The sequence below is a fragment of the Bacillus sp. AFS018417 genome, assembly GCF_002560985.1.
GTDB lineage: Bacteria > Bacillota > Bacilli > Bacillales > Bacillaceae_G > Bacillus_A > Bacillus_A rhizoplanae.
The window spans coordinates 1-3467 of sequence record NZ_NTTM01000104.1 but is presented as its reverse complement, the minus strand read 5'-3'; the positions used below and the strand labels follow the sequence as shown (position 1 = coordinate 3467).

At 34.8% G+C, this 3467-nt stretch carries 5 protein-coding genes and 1 pseudogene; 5 read left to right on the top strand and 1 reads right to left on the bottom strand.

Going from position 1 to position 3467, the window contains the following annotated elements; translation table 11 throughout:
* The 5 genes and pseudogenes from CN326_RS23445 to CN326_RS23425 all read left to right on the top strand — a co-directional run.
* A pseudogene (locus tag CN326_RS23445) lies at nucleotides 1-316 on the top strand (RHS repeat-associated core domain-containing protein); the annotation flags it as partial.
* Nucleotides 317-339: 23 nt separating this feature from the next.
* Entirely contained in the window at nucleotides 340-1065 is a 726-nt protein-coding gene (locus tag CN326_RS23440; protein WP_098311343.1) for a hypothetical protein, read from the top strand.
* Between the two features lie 21 nt (nucleotides 1066-1086).
* Complete coding sequence (locus CN326_RS23435; RefSeq protein ID WP_098311342.1) at nucleotides 1087-1473, top strand: hypothetical protein; 387 nt, start codon at nucleotides 1087-1089, stop codon at nucleotides 1471-1473.
* Between the two features lie 146 nt (nucleotides 1474-1619).
* Complete coding sequence (locus tag CN326_RS23430; protein ID WP_098311341.1) at nucleotides 1620-1940, top strand: ribonuclease E inhibitor RraB; 321 nt, start codon at nucleotides 1620-1622, stop codon at nucleotides 1938-1940.
* A 40-nt stretch (nucleotides 1941-1980) separates the two neighbouring features.
* Nucleotides 1981-2169 carry a cold-shock protein gene (locus tag CN326_RS23425; protein WP_098311340.1) on the top strand — a complete coding sequence of 63 codons (189 nt, stop codon included), beginning with the start codon at nucleotides 1981-1983 and terminating at the stop codon, nucleotides 2167-2169.
* Nucleotides 2170-2513: 344 nt separating this feature from the next.
* Here CN326_RS23425 and CN326_RS23420 read toward each other — a convergent pair whose 3' ends face one another.
* Entirely contained in the window at nucleotides 2514-2915 is a 402-nt protein-coding gene (locus tag CN326_RS23420; protein WP_098311339.1) for a VOC family protein, read from the bottom strand.
* Nucleotides 2916-3467 lie beyond the last annotated feature (552 nt).

Here is a 3467-nt window from a genome sequence, read left to right as displayed (position 1 = left end):
CGCTGGTATTGGGCCTAATAGCAAAGCGAGTAAAAAGAGGCAGCATGGTTATGAAATTTATGATCGATATTCAGGTGACGTAGTGAAAGTAGGGATTAGTGGAAAGAAATTAAATAAAAATGGAACTTCACCTCGAGCCAATCAACAAGTGAATGATTGGAATAGGCGTGCTGGGAAAGAACAATATGCAGCAAGAGTAGTGGTTAAAAATATAAAAAACAGACAGCTTGCATTGAATTGGGAACGGAATTGGACAAATAAAAGGTTTGCAGAAAAAAATAGTTTAGGTAGGCATACAAATCCTAAACCTAGATAGAGATAATGAAAGGATGATTTATAATGCTTTTGAAGGAAATTGATTTAGATTTACCTTTTATAGAAGAAGGAACTCATATAAAAGAGATTATGGAACAACATAAGTTAAAAAAAGATGAAGCTATCCGTTTCTATTATGAGGAAAATTGGAAAGAAAAAAGAATCAAATTTCGTGATGAAGTACGTTGTGTAGCAGAATTATATTTGTATCATCTTGGAAAGTATAAAACAATAGAAACCAAAAAGTTAATGATAAATTGTGTAGAAAAAATAGTAGGTCCTCAAATTTTAAATGTAGATGGTTTCACAGATGTTCAAGTGGTTTTTGAAATTGAAAATTATTTTTCTTTATCTAATTATGAAAAGAAAAGACTAATTTTAGAGAAAATTAGAGAAGGTGTAAGTTTAGTTGTCAAAAAATTTAACTGGGATTATTCAATTTTTGAGCAAGCGTACAACAAAGTTATTGAAGAAGATTACCAAAATCAATATATATGGAAACAAAAAGTAAGCCCAAAAAGGAAATATATAGGAGAAGTATTTTGTCAACATGATATTGAAGAGTTTTCTATATATATGGTTATTAAGGACTATAATGATAAGAAAGAAATTAAACGTGTTTTTCTTCAGAGTGACCGTCCTAATGAATTTGCGTTTGTGAAGCACTTAGGAAAATTAGAGTGGCTTAGTCAAGATGAAATAGTGTTAATTAATAAGTCAGGTAAAAATCAATGGGTAGTAAAAATATAAAGCTATTTGAGAGGATTTTATATGTTCGGAAGAAAAAATAAATTTAATTCAATTCCAGGAGAATATGTGCGAGTGGAAAATGTTTACGAAATCCTGCCACCAGATGGAACAATTATTGGAATAGCAACAGAAGAAGAAAGAAAAATAGCAGCAGAATTAGAATATAAAAATTATGCCTTAATGCGTTTGCAAGAGTCTAATTTTCATTTTGATGGAAGCTCTTATAAAGAAATTTTAAGAGAAATGGAAGAGTTTGAGAGACGTTCAAGTGAATTTTGGCAAGGAGTGTATCAACGTTTATCTGTACCTTGGGCTTGGGTACTACGTATTGATATTGCGAATGGACCAATTTATATTGCTAATGAAAGTTTATTATATAATGCAGAAGAAATTGACGAAGAAGAATAAATTTTTTTACTGATAATGTATTGAAACAAAGGAATCTATACCAAGGATTCCTTTGTTTTTTATATAATTTCAATTACGATACTAATCAACTAAATGGTACTAACCAAATTTTAAAAAAATAATGTGAGATATAAGGAGATGGGCAATTGAAATTTCCTAAAGATGAAGATGGCAAGGTCTTAAAGATGTTATATAAAAGAGGAGTTGACTTTAGTAAATTACATGTAATCGATTTTTTTGTTGCGGTTCCTAATCAGAAAAATGGAGAAGAATTACTTTTACAGTTAAACACAGTGGGCTTTCATTGTGAATTATTATATGATGAAGAATTTGATGAATGGACATGTACTTGTTCTAGAGAAATGATGTTGAAATATGGAGATATCATTGCAACTCAGAAAAAATTGAGTGAGATAAGCAAAAAGTTTGATGGTTATGTAGATGGTTGGGGGACCTTTAGTGAATAACGAATAGCCAAATTATTTATAGTTGGGTAGCGTCAAGATTATGCGGATTTACAACGTTAAAGCACCGGATGACTTACGTATCGAACGTGAAGGTGGAGAAGACGTTTTCGTTCATTTCTCAGCGATTCAAGGCGAAGGGTACAAAACATTAGAAGAAGGTCAAGAAGTAACTTTTGAAGTTGAAAAGGGTCAACGTGGACCTCAAGCAACTAACGTGCACAAAGCTTAATTATAGAATCCTTTAAACAGGCTCTTATATTAGAGTCTGTTTTTTATTTTTCTTAAAAAACAAAAAACCCCACTCATAAATGGGGTAGTACCACATCGCCATCAACTTAACACAAATGAACTACCCCAAAACGATAAAATTGAGCAATTTGTACAGAATTATCGTTTGGGGGTAGTCCTAAATCCTTAGCTTGATGGGCATAGGGTAGCGTCAGGAAAATGCGGATTTACAACGTTAAGGAATTTTCCTTCTAAGCAACGATTTTGGATTGAATGACAGATATGTGATTATACGGGGCGTAGAAAAATGCCGGTGACCTTAAGTAGGTGACCAGCGTTTCCATATTAGCGTTTCGGCATTTTGCTCTCATCCATGTACAGCAGGTTCCAGCGGTGACCGTCCAGGTCGGCAAATCCTGCGCCGTACATCCAGCCATCAATTTCACTCGGCTTGCCAAAGATGCTTCCTCCCGCAAACTCTACTTTTTGAATAAATGCATCTACTTCTTCTCTGCTTTCAGCGCCAATGGAAAATATTACTTCTGCGCTATGGGAAGTATCTGCGGTTTTTGAACCTGTAAATTTCTCAAACGCCGCATCCGGGAACAGTAGAATCGTTGTTTGTCCTATGGCAAGCTTGGCTCTCTCGTTACCAACGCTCACCGCATGGAGTCCAATCTCATTGAAAAAGGCAGTTGACCTCTCAACATCTTTGACCGGCAGGTTAATCCAAATCTCCTGTGACATGGCTGTAGCCTCCTGGAATATATTTTCAACTACTCCTACTATACTCTACTTCTGGCAACAGAAGCGAATCTTATAAAAGAAACCTCGTCAAGAAAATGGGCTTAGCGTTGTAAATCCGCATTTTCCTGACGGGACCCCATATAAATTTTGTTATTTTGTTTGTATATCCTATTCATGTTCAGTTAACATAACGTCCTATTATTGGTAGCAAGGAAAAAGGCAAACCCTTACTCTCACAAGGAATCCGCCTTTTTCTTTTTCTATCATTCTATACATCTTTTTATACATTTCTATTGTGGCGCGGGTTTTCGGGTTCTCGTTTGTTACTGGATTAGCTGAAAAACTGTATAAAATCTTGTATGCTCTTAGCGTGGTTTTTTTCCAAAATGCTGGCGGTACCCCATGCCCATCAACTTAAGAATTTTATAATGTCCCCAAAACAAAAAAAATGCGCATTTTCACCTGAAGATGTCAATTTTCTCGTTTTGGGGTATTTGCTTTTCTTAGCTTGATAGCGATGCGGCGAGACCCCTTAAATAGCAAATGAGATGA